We start from the raw sequence: 15390 nt of genomic DNA on the forward strand, positions 1-15390 counted from the left end.
ATTCCACCACCGCCTAAACCACGAAACCACCCGGGTTGAAGATGAAGATCGCGCTGGATCCCTACATGATTCGCCATCTGCCGCTCGACCGGCTGCCGCACGCGGTGGCCGAGCTCGGCTACGACCAGATCGAGCTGTCGCCGCGCAGCGACTTTCTCGACTGGTGGGTGATGCCGCGCGCGACCCGCGAGCGCATGGCCGCATTCCGCCAGGCGATGCGCGCGAGCGGCGTCGGCCTCGCGTCGCTGCAGCCGATGTACCGCTGGGCGAGCCCGTTCGACGACGAGCGGCAGTGGGCCGTGCGCTGCTGGAAGAAGGCGATCGAGGTGGCGGTCGAGATGGAGTGCCCGCTGATGGTGTCGGAGTTCGGGCGCGGCGCGTCGCCCGAGCGCTCGGTCGGCGAGCGGCCGGGCGCGAACCCTCAGCCGCTGTGCGAGGCCGCGTGGTTCCGGTCGATGGACGAGCTGCTGCCGATCCTCGAGCGCGAGCGCATCGTGCTGTCGGTCGAGCCGCATCCGGAGGACTGGATCGAGCAGTTGCAGCCGGCGATCGACATCGTCACGAACATCGGCTCGCCGTCGCTGAAGCTGTCGTATATCGCGCCGCACACGTTCTACTACGGCGACGACATGGCCGCGATGATCGCGGCCGCCGCGCCGATCCTCGCGCACGTGCGCGTGGCCGACACGTTCGACCACCGCAAGAGCAGCCAGCTGCGCTACATCGTGAACCCGCCCGGCTCGAACCAGATCCGCGTGCACCAGCATCTCGACATCGGGCAGGGCGAGATCGACTGGGACGAGTTTTTCCGCGCGCTCGGCGCCGCCGGCTTCGACGGCGTGATGTCGTCCTGCGTGTTCGCGTGGGAGGACCGCGCGGAAGCCTCGTCGCGCTACATGCGCGACACGATCCAGCGCTACGTCGATCGCCATTTCGACCGCACCGCGCGCTGACCGACGGATGACCGATTACCGACCGGCGCGGCATGGGCCGCGCCGCTGATGAACGAACCACCGGAGACAACTGCATGACCTTGCAAATCGGCGTGATCGGCTGCGGCGCGATCGGCCAGGACCATATTCGCAGACTGACCCGCACGCTGTCCGGCGCGCGCGTCGTGGCCGTCAACGACATCGATCCGCGGCAGGCGCGCGATGCGGTGACGAAATACGGGCTCGACGCCGAGATCTACGGCGACGGCCACGAAGTGGTCGCGGCCGCCGACGTGCAGGCCGTGCTCGTCACGTCGTGGGGGCCCACGCACGAAGCGTTCGTGCTCGACGCGATCGCGCACGGCAAGCCGGTGTTCTGCGAGAAGCCGCTCGCGGTCACGGCCGACGGCTGCATGCGGATCGTCGAAGCCGAGCTCGCGCACGGCAAGCGGCTCGTGCAGGTCGGCTTCATGCGGCCGTACGACGAAGGCTATCGCGCGTTGAAGCGCGTGATCGACAGCGGCGAAATCGGCGCGCCGCTGATGCTGCATTGCGCGCACCGCAACCAGTCGGTCGGCGAGCGCTACACGACCGACATGGCGATCACCGACACGCTGATCCACGAACTCGACGTGCTGCGCTGGCTGCTCGGCGAGGATTACACGAGCGCGCAGGTCGTCTATCCGAAGAAGACGCGCCATGCATCCGCGCATCTCGCCGATCCGCAGATCGTGCTGCTCGAAACCGCGAGCGGCGTGCGCATCGACGTCGAGATCTTCGTGAACTGCCAGTACGGCTACGACATCCAGTGCGAGGTGGTCGGCGAGCAGGGCATCGCGAAGCTGCCCGATCCGCCGGCCGTCGGGCTCAAGCATGCGGCGCGGCAGTCGGTCGAGATCATGACCGACTGGAAGGAGCGCTTCATCGCGTCGTACGACGTCGAGCTGCAGGCGTTCATCGACGGCGTGCGGCAGGGCGTGCTGACCGGGCCGTCCGCGTGGGACGGCTACGCGGCGGCGGTCGCGGCCGACGCGTGCGTGCGGGCGCAGAAAACCGGCGCGGTCGAGCCGATCGCGATGGCCGAGCGTCCCGCGTTCTATCGCGGCTGACCAGCGACCGCCCGCCGCTGACGTACCGGACCGACCGACATGACGATGAAGATAGGTTGCGCCCCGTGCTGCTGGGGCGTCGACGACGTGAACAACCCGCATCTGCCGCCGTGGCGGCACGTGCTCGCCGAGGCCGCGCAGGCCGGTTATTCGGGCATCGAGCTCGGGCCCTATGGCTATATCCCGCTCGAACTCGACGTGGTGAGCGCCGAGCTCGAGCGCCAGCGCCTGAGCATCACGGCCGGCACGATTTTCGACGATCTCGTGTCGCCGGAGAACCTGCCGAACCTGCTGCGCCAGACGCGCGACATCTGCGCGCTGATCACGCAGTTGCCGAAGCTGCCGACGCAGGACGGCCAGCGCTACGCGGCGCCGTACCTGGTCGTGATGGACTGGGGCCACGAGGAGCGCGACTACGCGGCCGGCCACGGCGATCGCGCGCCGCGGCTGTCCGACACGCGCTGGGCGCGGATGGTCGACCATATCCGGCAGATCGCGACGATCGCGCGCGACGAGTTCGGCGTGCGCGCGGTGATTCATCCGCATGCGGGCGGCTACATCGAATTCGCGGACGAGATCGACCGGATCGTTGCCGACATTCCGGCCGAGACGGCGGGCCTCTGTCTCGATACCGGCCACCTGTATTACTCGGGCATGGACCCGGAAGCGTGGTTGCGCCGCCATGCGGCACGGCTCGACTACGTGCATTTCAAAGACATCGACGCAGCCGTATACGACGCGGTGATGGGCGAGCACATCGCGTTCTTCGCCGCCTGCGCGCGCGGCGTGATGTGCCCGATCGGCGCCGGCGTGCTCGACTACCGCGCGATCCGCGAGGCGCTCGACGCCATCGGCTACGCGGGCTATATCACGATCGAGCAGGAGCGCGACCCGCGCAACGCCGGCACGAGCCTGCGCGACGTCGCCGCGAGCCGCGCGTTTCTCGCGTCGGCCGGTTTTGCATGACCCATGAACACGCACCAGGAACATCACCATCATGATTGACGGACAGATTCTGCTTGGACATTCGATTCGCTGGGGCATGGTCGGCGGCGGGCTCGGCAGCCAGATCGGCTACAGCCACCGGTCGGCCGCGCTGCGCGACGGCAGCTTCCAGTTGGTTGCCGGCGCATTCGATATCGATCCCGAACGCGGCCGCCAGTTCGGCGTGAAGCTCGGCGTCGCGGCCGAGCGCTGCTATCCCGATTACGCGACGATGTTCGACGCCGAGGCGCGTCGCCCCGACGGCATCCGCGCGGTGTCGATCGCGACGCCGAACAACACGCACTTCGAGATCTGCCGCGCCGCGCTGAACGCGGGGCTGCACGTGGTGTGCGAGAAGCCGCTGTGCTTCACGACCGAGGAGGCCGAGGCGCTGCAACGGCTGTCGGTCGAGAAGAACCGGATCGTCGGCGTCGCGTACGGTTATTCGGGACACCAGATGATCGAGCAGGCGCGCGAGATGATCGCGCGCGGCGACCTCGGCGAGATCCGCATCGTGCAGATGCAGTTCGCGCACGGCTTCCACAGCGAGGGCGTCGAGGCCGCGAGCGCGGCCGCGCGCTGGCGCGTCGATCCGAAATTCGCGGGCCCGAGCTACGTGCTCGGCGACATCGGCACGCACCCGCTGTACATCTCGGAAGTGATGGCGCCCGAGCTGAAGATCCGGCGGCTGATGTGTTCGCGGCAGAGCTTCGTGAAGAGCCGCGCGCCGCTCGAGGACAACGCGTTCACGATCATGGAATACGACACCGGGGCGATCGGCTACGTGTGGTCGAGCGCGGTGAACGCCGGCTCGATGCACGGGCAGAAGGTGCGCGTGATCGGCTCGAAGGCGAGCGTCGAATGGTGGGACGAGCATCCGAACCAGTTGCGCTACGAAATCCAGGGGCAGCCCGCGCAGGTGCTCGATCGCGGGATGCCGTACCTGCATCCGCACGCATTGCGCGAAGACCGCATCGGTGCCGGGCATCCGGAAGGGCTGTTCGACGCATGGTCGAACCTGTACGCGCGCTTCGCGCTCGCGATGGACGCGGCCGATCGCGGCGACGCGGCGGCATTGAAGACCATCCGCTTTCCGGACGTGCACGCGGGCGTCGAGGGCGTGCGCTGGGTCGAGAACTGCGTGCGTTCGGCCGATGCGGGCGGCGTGTGGATCGACTATCGTTGAAGCGGGCAAGGCCGGCTGCGCCGCGCTTCGCCGCGGCAGCCGGCCTCGGTACACACCCCGATCTTTACGCCGCCGCGCGCGCGTTGGACAATCGGTTCCAGTCTTGCCGTGGAGCGTACGTCAACAGACCCTGGTGATGATCGAGCGCGTGGGAGCGAGCTGGCGGCACGGGCCGTGCCGCAAACGTGATTAAATTCGCCCTTCATGCATGTATCCAGTCGAGCCCCGGGCCGCGTCCGTCAGCCACGCGCGCGCATCGGGGCCGTCAACTTCGCGCTATCCGATGAGTTCATCCGAGAAACCTCCCGCCACCGTCGAGGCGTTCCTGCAGCACCTGACGCAGGAGTACGACGGCCTCAGCAATCGCCTGAAGGTGATCGCGCGCCACGTGGAAACGCATCGGGACCAGCTTGGGCTGGAAGGCATCCAGTCGCTCGCGGAGGCCTGCGGCGTCCAGCCGTCGGCCGTCGTGCGCTTCGCGAAGCACTTCGGCTTTTCCGGCTTCTCCGAAATGCAGCGGCTGTTCCGCGAAGGGCTCGCGCAGCAGATCGCGCCGGGGCGCGCATACAACCTGCGGCTGCGCGACGTGATCGAAGCCGGTTCGTCGAGCCTGCAGCCCGAACAGATCGCCGACGAATTCATCAAGGGCAGCATCGCCGGGATGCAGCAGTTGCGGCAGACGCTCGATTCGCAGGCGCTCGCGCGGGCCGTCGACCTGCTCGCCGATACGCAGGCGATCTGGATCGCCGGGTCGCGGCGCGCGTTTCCGATCGCCGTGTATCTGGACTATGCGCTGCAGCACACCGACAAGCGCATTGGGCTGTTCAGCGCGCTCGGCAGCATGCATCTCGGGCAGATCCGGTCGGTGCGCGAGGGCGACGTGATGATCGCGATCTCGTTCATGCCTTACGCGGACGAGACCGTGCAGGTCGCGCAGCAGGCCGCGCGGCGCGGCGCGCGGCTGATCGCGATCACCGACAGCCGGATGAGCCCGCTCGCGCGGGAGGCCGAGGTGACGCTGATGGTGCAGGACAGCGCGACGTTCGGGTTCCGCGCGCTGACCGCGACGATGGGCCTCGCGCAGAGCCTGTTCGTCGCGCTCGCGTACCGGCTCGAGCTGTCCTATATGCCGACCGCCGACGGCGCGCACGGCACGAAAGCCGGTTGATCCCGACGGGCTGCGCACCGCCCGCCGAACGGCTCGACGGGCTGCGCACCGGCCGGCTTACTTCGCGGTCGGCATTGCGAATTCGGCGCCTTTGCCGATGCTCGACGACCAGCGCTGCATCACCGACTTCTGGCGCGTGTAGAAGCGCACGCCTTCCTCGCCGTACGCGTGCATGTCGCCGAACAGGCTCTTCTTCCAGCCGCCGAAGCCGTGCCACGCCATCGGCACCGGGATCGGCACGTTGATGCCGACCATGCCGACCTGGATGCGCCGCGCGAATTCGCGCGCGATGCCGCCGTCGCTCGTGAAGCATGAAACGCCGTTGCCGAACTCGTGCGCGTTGATCAGGTCGACCGCTTCGCCGAAATCCTTCACGCGTACGCAGCCGAGCACCGGCCCGAAGATCTCTTCCTGGTAGATCCGCATGTCGGGGCGCACGTGATCGAACAGCGTGCCGCCGGTGAAGAAGCCGGCCTCGCGGCCCGGCACGCGCAGCCCGCGCCCGTCCACCACCAGTTGCGCGCCTTCGTTCACGCCCTGCTCGATATAGCCTTCGATGCGCTTGAGCGCTTCGCCGGTGACGATCGGGCCCATCTCGACTTCCGGCGACATCCCGTCCCCGATCACCAGCTTGCGTGCGCGTTCGGCGACCGCCGGCACGATCCTGTCGGCCACGTCGCCGACCAGCACCGCGATGCTGATCGCCATGCAGCGCTCGCCGGCCGAGCCGTACGCAGCGCCGATCAGCGCGTCGACGGCCTGCTCGATGTTCGCATCGGGCATCACGACGAGGTGGTTCTTCGCGCCGCCGAGCGCCTGCACGCGCTTGCCCGACTGCACCGCGCGCTGCTGCACGTACGCCGCGATCGGCGTCGAGCCGACGAAGCTGACGGCCTGCACGTCCGGGTGGTCGAGCAGCGCATCGACCGCGTCCTTGCCGCCCTGCACGACGTTGAACACGCCGGCCGGGAGGCCTGCCTGCGTGAGCAGGTCGGCGATGAACAGCGCGGCCGACGGGTCGCGCTCGCTCGGCTTCAGCACGAACGTGTTGCCCGTCGCGATCGCGACCGGGAACATCCAGCACGGCACCATGCACGGGAAGTTGAACGGCGTGATGCCCGCGACGACGCCCAGCGGCTGGCGCATCGTCCAGTTGTCGATGCCGGTGCTGACCTGGTCGGTGAAGTCGCCCTTCAGCAGTTGCGGCACGCCGCATGCGAATTCGACGATGTCGATGCCGCGCGCGACTTCGCCTTGCGCGTCCGAGAACACCTTGCCGTGCTCGGCGGTGATGATCGCCGCGAGCGTGTCGCGGTGCTCGTTCATCAGTTGCAGGAAACGGTGCAGCACGCGTGCGCGGCGGATCGGCGGCGTGTCGGCCCAGGCCGGGAACGCGGCGTGGGCGGCGGCGACGGCCTGCCGCACTTCGCTGTCGTCGGCCAGCGCCACGCGACGCACCGCGCGACCGAGCGCCGGATTGAGGACGTCCTGGAAGCGGCCGCTGCGGCCGGCGACGGGCGCGCCGTCGATGTAGTGGCCGACGTCGGCGTCGGACGTATACGCGGGAACCGTGGTCATGCGTGTCTCCTGGGGACGAGGGGGAACAGCGCCCAGTCTAGGGAAACCGGCAGGGCGGGAGAAGGCCGCCAAACTTGATTCACTGTTCAGAATTCTGAATAATCGGCGGATGAATCAGCAAAATGTCCAGGCGCTCTGGCCGCATATCCATTCGCTGACGGTGCTGGCCGCGGCGGGCAGTTTCACGGCTGCCGCGCAGCGGCTCGGCATCAGCAAGGCCGCGATGAGCCAGCGCATCGCCGATCTCGAAAAGGCGGCCGGCGTGCCGCTCGTGCGCCGCACCACGCGCAGCGTGCGGCTCACCGATGCGGGGCAGACGCTCGTCGACAGCACGCGCGACGCGTTCGAGTCGATCGGCCAGCATTTCGCGCGCGTGAAGGATCTCGCCGGCGAGCCGCGCGGGCTGCTGCGCGTGACGGTGCCGGTCGCGCTCGGGCGCCAGCAGGTCGTGCCGCACCTGCCGGATTTCCTGCGCCGGCACCCGGGCGTGCAGATCGAGCTCGACCTGTCGGATCGCCTGCATTCGCTGACGCAGGAGGGCTTCGACCTCGCGATCCGCCATACGACCACCGCGCCGCAGACCCACGTCGCGTGGAAGCTGTGCGACACGCGTTCGCTGCTGGTCGCGAGCCGCGACTATCTCGACGCGCGCGGCGCGCCGCGCCACCCGGGCGAACTCGTCGATCACAGCTGCCTGTGCTACCTGCGCGAGAACGAGCCGGCCGCGTGGAGCTTCGAGCCGCACGGCCGCCGGCGCGAGCGCGTGAGCGTGCCGGTGCGCGGCAGTTTCGCGGCGAACAACAGCGAGGCGATGCGCGAGGCCGCGCTCGGCGGGCTCGGCATCGCGCTGCTGCCCGATTTCAGCGCGCGGCGCGATCTGGATGCCGGCCGCCTCGTCGCGCTGCTCGACGGTTGGCGGCCGTCGGGCGCGTTCGGCGACCATATTTTCGCGATCCGCCCGTACAGCCCCGTCGTGCCGAGCGCGGTGCGCGCGCTCGTGCGGCACCTGCGCGAACGGCTCGCGGGCGGTTTCTCCGGCGCATGAGCCGGATGCCGGCGGGCGCCGGGCCGTGGGCGCCCCGGGCAGGCGCGGCGGCGCTGCGGTAAAATCGCGGCTTCCTCCCGCGCCAGGTGTGGCGCGTCATTCGAAGGTCGACAGCCGATGCAGATTCACAAGGAAGTGGACGCGCGCGGGCTCAATTGCCCGTTGCCGATCCTGCGTGCCAAGAAAGCGCTTGCCGATATGGAAAGCGGGCAGATCCTCAAGGTGCTCGCGACCGATCCGGGCTCGCAGCGCGATTTCGCCGCGTTCGCGAAGCAGACGGGCAACGAGATCGTCGAATCGACGACGCAGGACAAGACCTTCGTGTTCCTGATGCGCCGCCGCTGAAGGCGCGCATTACCCATCCCGCCGCGGCAGGCTTCCGGCCGGCCGTGTCTTGCCGCTCCTTTCTGACAATTCTTAAACCTCGTCGCGCGACCGGCTGCGTATACTGAGCCGGCCGGTCGTCCGCTCCCAGCGGAGGCGCCGGCCACGGTACGTCGCACGGCGGGCTCGGGGGCCATGCCTGACGCTACCGTCGTACAACGGGGAGAGGACATGTCCTTCAGACCAGGGACCTTTGGAAGCCCGTCCGGAGCGGAAAGCATTGCGCCCGTGCGCACGTCGGAATTGAGCCGGATCGAGCTCGATCCGCAACAGGACCGCCACGCGCGTGCCGCGCTGGAGGCGTATGCGGATTCGGCCGCCGCCGAGATGCCGTGGCTGGCCGAGTGGCTCGACGAACGGCTGCGCGATGCCGCGCGGGACGACGGCTCGGGCCCGACCTACTGCGGCGCGACGATCGAGCGCGTGTTCGATCTGGCGCAGGCATGGGCGGCGGGCCAGCCCGACTACGCGGCCGGCGCGTGGGAGCGTGTGCGCGACCAGCTGCAGCGGATGCTTGCGCAACCGCCGCTGGCGGAGCCGCCGTCGCCGCGCGTGCCGACAGACGACTGTGCCGAGCCGGTGGCCGGCATCGCGGGCGCCGAATAGGCGTCCGGTTGCGCAACAGAAGGGATTATTCGAAGAAAGGGCGATAGTCCGCGCAATTTCTTGGCGAATTTCATACTACTATGATGAAATCGCCGGTTCGTCCGTGCCCCGTTTTTGAGATATTTAGCCGGGGGCGCCGGTTTGCGCAGGAGGCGCGAGCGGCGAACGACGGCTCGCCGGCCGGTATCCGGAACGCCGCGCGCATGCTGCGCGGCCGGGGCAGGCGCGGGAGCCGAATGGACGAACCGACTTCGATTTGCGGGGTGCTATGAGAATTGCTGTACTGGATGACGATCCGGCCCAGACGGATTTCGTCAGTCAAACGCTGACGGCCATCGGCCACACGTGCTACGCGTTCAAGGAAGGCAAGGCCCTGAAAAAGCGCCTGCAGCGCGAGACGTTCGATCTGCTGGTGCTCGACTGGAACGTGCCCGACATGTCCGGCGAGGAAGTGCTCAAGTGGGTGCGCGCCAACCAGACCGAGCACAGCCTGCCGATCATCTTCATGACGAGCCGCGACGACGAGGCGGGTATCACGCAGATCCTCAACGCCGGCGCCGACGATTACGTGGTCAAGCCCGTGTCGGGCCCGATCCTGCGCGCGCGCATCGGTTCGCTGCTGCGCCGCGCGTATCCGGTCAACGCCGAGGCGACCGTTCGCGAGTTCGACCAGTTCCGTTTCGATGTGAACCTGAAGCAGGCGTACGTCGGCGACAAGGCCGTGAGCCTCACGCAAAAGGAATTCGAGCTCGCGCTGCTGCTGTTCCAGCATCTCGACCGGCCGCTGTCGCGCGCGCACATTCTCGACCTCGTGTGGAAGCAGGCGACCGACATCCCGTCGCGCACGATGGATACGCACATTTCGATGCTGCGCACCAAGCTCGGCCTGCGGCCCGAAAACGGCTACCGTCTCGCGCCGATCTACGGGTACGGCTACCGGCTCGAACGGGTCGGCCAGGGGGAACCGGAGTGATCACGCGAATCGCGCCGCGCACGGCGAGCCTGCGTACGGCGGCGCTGCAAGCGGCCTGCGCGGCGGCGTTGGCGTTCGCCGTGCAGCCCGCCGTCGCGCAGCCGCCCGCCGCCGCGGGAAAGATGGTCGTCTATCGCACGCAGGCGGGCGACACGCTGTACGACGTCGCCGCGCGCTACCTGCAAGGCGCGGACGACTGGCAACTGCTCCAGCAGATCAACGGCGTGCCGGCGCCGAAGCACCTGCAGCCCGGCATCGCGCTGAAGCTGCCGGTCGCGCGGCTGCGCAAGGAAAAGCTCACCGCACGCGTGGTCGCGGTGCAGGGCACGGCCGAGCGCGCGTCCGGCGGCGCCTTCGCGCCGCTCGCGAACGATGCGACGCTCGCCGAAGGCGACCGCGTGCGCACGGGCGCGAACGGCTTCGTGACGATCGAGCTGAGCGACGGCACGCACATGAGCCTGCCGCCCGACAGCCAGCTCGACCTGAAGTCGTTGCGCCGCACGGTGCTGACCGGCACGCTCGATCGCGAGTTCGAACTCACGCGCGGCTCCGTCGACAGCGAAGTCACCCACCTGAAGAAACGCGACGACCGCTTCCAGATCCGCTCGCCGTCGGTCGTGGCCGGCGTGCGCGGCACGCGCTTTCGCGTGAACTACGACGCGGCCGGCAATGCGACGACGCGCGTCGAAGTGCTCGACGGCACCGTCGGCGTCGCGGGCGGCCGGCGGCCGGCCGACGCGACCCTCGTGCATGCGAATTTCGGCAGCGTCGCGACGTCGTCCGGCGCGGTCGGCGCGCCCGTCGAACTGCTGGGCGCGCCAACGCTCGCGCATCCCGACAAGGTGCAGGACGAGCCCGACGTCGCCTTCGACGTCACGCCGCTCGCGCAGGCGCATGCGTATCGCGTGCAGCTCGCGCACGATGCGGGGCTGCTCGACCTGTTCCGCGAAACGCGTACCGATTCGCCGCGCGCGGTGTTCCGCGACGTGCCGAACGGGAATTACTTCGTGCGGATCGCCGCGATCGATGCGAACGGCCTCGAGGGGCGGCCGCGCACCTATGCGTTCGAACGCCGCGTGATGGGGCTCGACGCGAGCGCGTCGCAGGGCGCGGGCGGTTACGAGTTCCGCTGGTCGCCGAATGGCTCGGGCAAGAACGCGCGTTACCGCTTCGTGCTGTCGCGCTCGAAGGACCTGAGCGCGCCGGTCGTCGATCAGGTCGGCCTGCACGCGCGCCAGATCACCGTCGCGCACCTGCCGCCGGGCGACTATTTCTGGGCCGTGACCGTCGAGGATTTCGAAGGCGGCAAGTTCTACGAGAAGACCAGTCCGGTCAGCGCGTTCACGTTGTCGCGCTGACCCGCGGCGCATGAGACACGACTCCGTTTCTCCGCGGCGGCGCCTCGGCCGCCGCTTCCTGATCGAATGGATCGCGATCGGCTGCCTCGGGATCGCGGTGATCCTCGCGTGCGCGCTCGGCCGCCTGTCGTCGAGCGTCGACGGGCTGATCTACGACCGGCTGCTGATGCTGCGCAGCCTGCCGCTGTCGCCCGACGTGGTCGTCGTCGACATCGACAACCAGAGCGTATCCGCGCTCGGTCGCTGGCCGTGGCCGCGCGACGTGCACGCGCGGCTGCTCGACACGCTCGCGCGCGCGCAGCCGGCCGCCGTCGTCTACGATGTGCTGTTTACCGAACCGTCGCCCGAGGATCGCGCGTTCGCGGACGCGATGAGCCGCGTGCCGACCTTTCTGCCGGTGCTGCTCAGCCCCGAGCAGGCGGACGGCGCGCGTTCCGTCGATCCGCCGGTCGCCGCGCTCGCCGCGCGCGCGACGGGGCTCGGCCATATCAATCTCGAAGTCGATCGCGACGGGATCGTTCGCAGCGTCGCGCTGTTCGAAAGCGACGGCCGCGTGCGCTGGCCGCAACTGATGGTGCCCGTGTACCGCGCGATCCAGGCCGGCCGGCTGCACCCCGTCGGCGGCGTGCCCGGCGCGAACGCGCACGACCTGTCGCGCGATGCGGCGGGCGAGGGCCGCTACCTGATCCCGTTCAGCCGCAACACGCCCGCGTATCCGACGCTGTCGTTCGACGACGTGCTCGAAGGGCGCGTGAAACCCGACGCCCTGCGCGGCAAGATCGTCGTCGTCGGCGTGACCGCGTCCGGGCTGTACGATCGCTTCGCGACGCCGGTGTCCGGCGAGTTCGGTCCGCTCGCCGGCGTGTACATCCATGCGAACGTGCTCGACATGCTGGCGACCGGCAGCGCGATCTCGCCCGCGTCGCGCGCGGGATTGTTCATCGCGTCGCTGCTGCCGCTCGCCGTGTTGCTGGGCGGCTTCCTGATGCTGTCGCCGTGGCGCGCGCTGCTGCTGACGCTGAGCCTGGCCGCGCTCGCCGTGGTCGCGAGCGTGGCGCTGCTGTTCGAGGCGCGCATCTGGCTGACGCCGGCGCCGGCGATCTTCGGGCTGATCGCCGTCTACCCGATCTGGAACTGGCGGCGGCTGGAAATGACGATGTCGTATCTGCGTCGCGAGCTGCAGAAGCTCGCCGACGAGCCGCACCTGCTGCCCGAGGCGCCGCGCACGCGCAACGTCGGCGGCGACGTGCTCGAGCGGCAGATGGCGCTGATGGCGCAGGCCGCGCAGCGCGTGCAGGACATGAAGCGCTTCGTGTGGGACAGCCTCGACAGCATGCCCGAACCGATCTTCGTGACCGACCTCGCCGGTACCGTGCTGATCGCGAATCATGCGGCCAAACGCTACGGGTCGCGGCTCGCGCTGCCGCTGCCGGAAGGGCGGCCGCTGCGCATCGCGCTCGGCGAGCTGACGTTCATGAAGACGGTCGACGGCAACGCCGAGCACGACGCGGCGATCCGCGAGCACTGGCCGGCCGCGCTCGACCCGACGCTCGAGGCCGAGCACGACGCGATGGCGCGCGGCATCGAGGTGCGCGACCGGGACGGGCTCGACCATCTGCTACGCTACGCCGCGTGCACGAACGCGCAAGGTCGCGTGACCGGCTGGATCGCCGGCCTCGTCGACGTGACCGAACTGCACGCGGCCGAGCGGCAGCGCGAGGAAGCGCTGCACCTGCTGTCGCATGACATGCGTTCGCCGCAGTCGTCGATCCTCGCGCTGGTCGAGATCGAGCGCGACCGCGTCGAGAGCGATGCGATGCGCGGGCTGCTCGCGCGGATCGAGCGTTATGCGCACCGCGCGCTGTCGCTCGCCGACGAGTTCGTGCAACTGGCGCGCGCCGAGTCGCAGGCGTACCAGCTCGAGGCGACGAGCCTCGTCGACGTGCTGATCGATGCGAGCGACGAGGTGTGGCCGCAGGCGCAGGCGAAACACATCCGCATCGAGACCGACGTGGGCGCCGACATGTGCTGGGTGCGCGCGGACCGCTCGCTGATCACGCGCGCGTTCGTGAACCTGCTGAACAACGCGGTCAAATACAGTCCGTCCGACACGGTGATCACGTGTACGCTGACGGTCGAGCACGCAACGAAGCGGATGTTCTGTACGATTCGCGATCAGGGGTACGGCATCGCGCCGGAAGATCAGCGGCATCTGTTCGAGCGTTTCAAGCGGTTCCATGCCGGCGAGCGGCCCGAAATCTCGGGTTCCGGGCTCGGCATGGCGTTCGTGAAGACGGTCGTCACGCGCCATGGGGGCAGCGTGTCGGTCGACAGCGAAGTGGGTGTCGGCACCGCGGTGACGGTGTCGCTGCCCGCGATCGACGAGCCGTCCGCCTGACAGGGCCGGGCGCGACGGCAGGCATTTGGGGAAAGCCATGAGAAAGCAATGGGCGGCGGCCGCGCTGGCGGCGTCGCTGTTGGCGGGTTGCGCCGGCGTCACGAGCGGCGTGAGTGCGGTCGGGCAGCCGGATGCGTTCGCCTCCGGTGCGCACGGCTACGATTTCGTGCGGACGGCCGCGCAGGCGGGCGATGCCGAGTACCGGCAGATCGAGACGCTCGTGCGCGACGAACTCGCGCGCCGCGGCTTCGATGCGCAGCCGCTCAAGGATGCGCGTTACCGGTTGTCGATCGCGTACGCGACGCAGCCGGCGGCGGTCGCGGCAAGCGCCGAGCGCTGCGGCGCGGCGAGCAGCGCATGCGTGACGGTCGACGGGCCCGCGCCGCTCGCGCTGCCGTTCATGGGCCGCGTGTACCGCCACGTGCTGACGCTGCGTTTCGTCGATGCGAAATCGGGCGCCGACGTCTATCGCGTGTCGGCGTCGCTGCGCGATCGCGATCCGGGTACGCAGCAGGCCGCGCCAGCGCTCGTGAAGAGCGCGCTGGCGAAGGTCCCGTTCGGCGACGGCACCGGCTGGCTGGTCAAGACGAAAAAAGACGACGCGGGCGGCATGCCGGGCGTCGTCTCGGTGAAGCCGGCCGACGCGCGCTGAAGGCGCCGGCCGCAAGGTGAGGGCGGGCCCGCCGCGGCAGGCCCTTGCCGCGTTCAGACGGCCGGTTGGCCGCCGTCGCGGGTGCGCAGATACGTCTCGAACTCCGCGCCGACTTCCGGGTGGCGCAGCGCGAATTCGACCGTCGCCTTCAGGTAGCCGAGCTTGCTGCCGCAGTCGTAGCGCGTGCCCTGATACTTGTAGGCCAGCACCTGTTCGTCGGCGAGCAGCGCCTGGATCGCGTCGGTGAGTTGCAGTTCGCCGCCCGCGCCCGGTTTCAGCGCGCGCAGGTGCTCGAAGATCCGCGGCTTCAGGATGTAGCGTCCGACCACGCCGAGGTTCGACGGCGCGACTTCCGGCGCCGGCTTCTCGACGATCGCCGACATCTTGACGATCGACTCTTCCCATTCCTTGCCGTCGACGATCCCGTACGATTTCGTCTCCGACGGCGGGATCTCTTCGACGCCGATCACCGAGCTGTGATAGTGGTCGAACACGTCGACCATCTGCTTCATCACCGGCGGGTTGCCGTCGAGCAGGTCGTCCGCGAGGATCACCGCGAACGGATTGTCGGCGACCAGCTTTTCCGCGCACAGCACCGCATGGCCGAGGCCGAGCGCTTCCGGCTGGCGCACGTAGAAGCAGTCGACATGGCTCGGCTTGATGCTGCGCACCAGCTCGAGCAGCTTTTCCTTGCCGCGCGCCTCGAGTTCGGCCTCGACTTCGTACGATTTGTCGAAGTGATCCTCGATCGCGCGCTTGCTGCGCCCGGTCACGAAGATCATCTCGGTGATGCCGGCAGCGATCGCTTCCTCGACCGCGTACTGGATCAGCGGCTTGTCGACGACCGGCAGCATTTCCTTCGGGCTCGCCTTCGTTGCCGGCAGGAACCGCGTGCCGAGACCGGCCACGGGGAATACCGCCTTGGTGACTTTCAACATGATCGAACCTTTATTCCTGTAATCGACTTGTCAGACGGTCTATGTTCACGTCCGCATTATAGTGAACGCAAATGACCTT

Annotated in this window: 14 protein-coding genes; 12 read left to right on the forward strand and 2 right to left on the reverse strand. The window is 68.8% G+C overall.

The annotated features are described in order from the left end of the window. Positions 1 to 41 precede the first annotated feature (41 nt). From CFB35_RS07025 to CFB35_RS07045, 5 genes are all read left to right on the forward strand, one after another. Positions 42 to 953, forward strand: coding sequence for a sugar phosphate isomerase/epimerase family protein (locus CFB35_RS07025; RefSeq protein ID WP_059575970.1), 912 nt, complete (start codon positions 42 to 44; stop codon positions 951 to 953). Positions 954 to 1027: 74 nt separating this feature from the next. After that, positions 1028 to 2041, forward strand: coding sequence for a Gfo/Idh/MocA family protein (locus CFB35_RS07030; protein WP_059575882.1), 1014 nt, complete (start codon positions 1028 to 1030; stop codon positions 2039 to 2041). A gap of 39 nt (positions 2042 to 2080) precedes the next feature. Next, entirely contained in the window at positions 2081 to 3007 is a 927-nt protein-coding gene (locus CFB35_RS07035) for a TIM barrel protein (protein ID WP_059575880.1), read from the forward strand. Between the two features lie 31 nt (positions 3008 to 3038). Beyond that, a complete protein-coding gene (locus tag CFB35_RS07040) occupies positions 3039 to 4211 on the forward strand; it encodes a Gfo/Idh/MocA family protein (RefSeq protein WP_060010081.1) in 1173 nt (390 codons plus the stop codon). A gap of 283 nt (positions 4212 to 4494) precedes the next feature. After that, the gene (locus CFB35_RS07045) at positions 4495 to 5379 is read left to right on the forward strand and encodes a MurR/RpiR family transcriptional regulator (RefSeq protein WP_059575876.1); all 885 of its coding nucleotides are present in this window, start codon (positions 4495 to 4497) and stop codon (positions 5377 to 5379) included. 57 nt (positions 5380 to 5436) lie between these two features. Here the strand turns inward: CFB35_RS07045 and CFB35_RS07050 are convergent, their stop codons facing one another. After that, entirely contained in the window at positions 5437 to 6957 is a 1521-nt protein-coding gene (locus CFB35_RS07050) for a CoA-acylating methylmalonate-semialdehyde dehydrogenase (RefSeq protein WP_059575874.1), read from the reverse strand. Positions 6958 to 7066: 109 nt separating this feature from the next. On the opposite strand from CFB35_RS07050, the gene CFB35_RS07055 reads away from it, so the two are divergent. The 7 genes from CFB35_RS07055 (at position 7067) to CFB35_RS07085 (ending at position 14373) form a co-directional block, all read left to right on the forward strand. Beyond that, positions 7067 to 8002 (forward strand): LysR family transcriptional regulator, encoded by a 936-nt coding sequence (locus tag CFB35_RS07055; protein WP_059575872.1) that lies wholly within the window; start codon positions 7067 to 7069, stop codon positions 8000 to 8002. A gap of 117 nt (positions 8003 to 8119) precedes the next feature. Then, positions 8120 to 8347 carry a sulfurtransferase TusA family protein gene (locus CFB35_RS07060; protein ID WP_006402122.1) on the forward strand — a complete coding sequence of 76 codons (228 nt, stop codon included), beginning with the start codon at positions 8120 to 8122 and terminating at the stop codon, positions 8345 to 8347. 210 nt (positions 8348 to 8557) lie between these two features. After that, positions 8558 to 8992, forward strand: a complete 435-nt coding sequence (locus tag CFB35_RS07065) for a hypothetical protein (RefSeq protein ID WP_059575870.1) — start codon at positions 8558 to 8560, stop codon at positions 8990 to 8992. Positions 8993 to 9260: 268 nt separating this feature from the next. After that, the gene (locus tag CFB35_RS07070; RefSeq protein WP_027784223.1) at positions 9261 to 9965 is read left to right on the forward strand and encodes a response regulator transcription factor; all 705 of its coding nucleotides are present in this window, start codon (positions 9261 to 9263) and stop codon (positions 9963 to 9965) included. Further along, on the forward strand, positions 9962 to 11323 hold the full coding sequence (locus tag CFB35_RS07075; RefSeq protein ID WP_059575868.1) for a FecR domain-containing protein: 1362 nt from the start codon (positions 9962 to 9964) through the stop codon (positions 11321 to 11323). The genes CFB35_RS07070 and CFB35_RS07075 overlap by 4 nt, the downstream gene beginning before the upstream one ends. A 10-nt stretch (positions 11324 to 11333) precedes the next feature. Beyond that, entirely contained in the window at positions 11334 to 13721 is a 2388-nt protein-coding gene (locus CFB35_RS07080; RefSeq protein WP_059575866.1) for a CHASE2 domain-containing protein, read from the forward strand. 37 nt (positions 13722 to 13758) lie between these two features. Beyond that, positions 13759 to 14373, forward strand: a complete 615-nt coding sequence (locus tag CFB35_RS07085) for a DUF4136 domain-containing protein (protein ID WP_059575864.1) — start codon at positions 13759 to 13761, stop codon at positions 14371 to 14373. Between the two features lie 53 nt (positions 14374 to 14426). Here CFB35_RS07085 and galU read toward each other — a convergent pair whose 3' ends face one another. Beyond that, on the reverse strand, positions 14427 to 15311 hold the full coding sequence (gene galU, locus CFB35_RS07090; protein WP_059575861.1) for a UTP--glucose-1-phosphate uridylyltransferase GalU: 885 nt from the start codon (positions 15309 to 15311) through the stop codon (positions 14427 to 14429). Positions 15312 to 15390 lie beyond the last annotated feature (79 nt).

It is taken from the genome of Burkholderia sp. AU16482 (genome assembly GCF_002223285.1).
In the GTDB taxonomy this organism is placed as follows: Bacteria; Pseudomonadota; Gammaproteobacteria; order Burkholderiales; family Burkholderiaceae; genus Burkholderia; species Burkholderia semiarida.

Bases quoted from the DNA above. Each gene is read 5' to 3' on its own strand.
- CFB35_RS07080 (WP_059575866.1), top strand. From the start codon at position 11,334: ATGAGACACGACTCCGTTTCTCCGCGGCGGCGCCTCGGCCGCCGCTTC.
- CFB35_RS07085 (WP_059575864.1), top strand. From the start codon at position 13,759: ATGAGAAAGCAATGGGCGGCGGCCGCGCTGGCGGCGTCGCTGTTGGCG.
- CFB35_RS07055 (WP_059575872.1), top strand. From the start codon at position 7,067: ATGAATCAGCAAAATGTCCAGGCGCTCTGGCCGCATATCCATTCGCTG.
- CFB35_RS07030 (WP_059575882.1), top strand. From the start codon at position 1,028: ATGACCTTGCAAATCGGCGTGATCGGCTGCGGCGCGATCGGCCAGGAC.
- CFB35_RS07040 (WP_060010081.1), top strand. From the start codon at position 3,039: ATGATTGACGGACAGATTCTGCTTGGACATTCGATTCGCTGGGGCATG.
- galU (WP_059575861.1), bottom strand. From the start codon at position 15,311: ATGTTGAAAGTCACCAAGGCGGTATTCCCCGTGGCCGGTCTCGGCACG.
- CFB35_RS07025 (WP_059575970.1), top strand. From the start codon at position 42: ATGAAGATCGCGCTGGATCCCTACATGATTCGCCATCTGCCGCTCGAC.
- CFB35_RS07060 (WP_006402122.1), top strand. From the start codon at position 8,120: ATGCAGATTCACAAGGAAGTGGACGCGCGCGGGCTCAATTGCCCGTTG.
- CFB35_RS07050 (WP_059575874.1), bottom strand. From the start codon at position 6,957: ATGACCACGGTTCCCGCGTATACGTCCGACGCCGACGTCGGCCACTAC.
- CFB35_RS07045 (WP_059575876.1), top strand. From the start codon at position 4,495: ATGAGTTCATCCGAGAAACCTCCCGCCACCGTCGAGGCGTTCCTGCAG.
- CFB35_RS07065 (WP_059575870.1), top strand. From the start codon at position 8,558: ATGTCCTTCAGACCAGGGACCTTTGGAAGCCCGTCCGGAGCGGAAAGC.
- CFB35_RS07035 (WP_059575880.1), top strand. From the start codon at position 2,081: ATGACGATGAAGATAGGTTGCGCCCCGTGCTGCTGGGGCGTCGACGAC.
- CFB35_RS07070 (WP_027784223.1), top strand. From the start codon at position 9,261: ATGAGAATTGCTGTACTGGATGACGATCCGGCCCAGACGGATTTCGTC.